At 38.2% G+C, this 249-nt stretch carries 1 protein-coding gene; it reads right to left on the reverse strand.

Features of this window, described 5'->3' with window-relative positions; genetic code table 11:
* A partial coding sequence (locus RYX56_RS24235; RefSeq protein WP_317124367.1) for a sugar phosphate nucleotidyltransferase occupies window positions 1-249 on the reverse strand: 249 nt, incomplete at both ends.

The raw sequence follows: 249 nt of genomic DNA on the forward strand, positions 1-249 counted from the left end.
TTATGATATTCGAGCATATTTTCATAATTCATTTTGTATATATGGTCACCTGATAGAATTAAGACGTAGTCCGGCTGATATTGCTTTAAATAATTCAGATTTTGAAAAATGGCACTAGCTGTACCGGTGTACCACTTTACTTCTGAAGACTCACTGTACGGGGGCAAGACGGTAACTCCTCCATCTTTAAGGTCCAAATCCCAGGCACTGCCGATTCCAATATAGGAGTTTAATAACAATGGCTGATAT

The sequence above is a fragment of the Alkalihalophilus lindianensis genome (assembly GCF_032843265.1).
GTDB lineage: Bacteria > Bacillota > Bacilli > Bacillales > Bacillaceae_D > Alkalihalophilus > Alkalihalophilus lindianensis.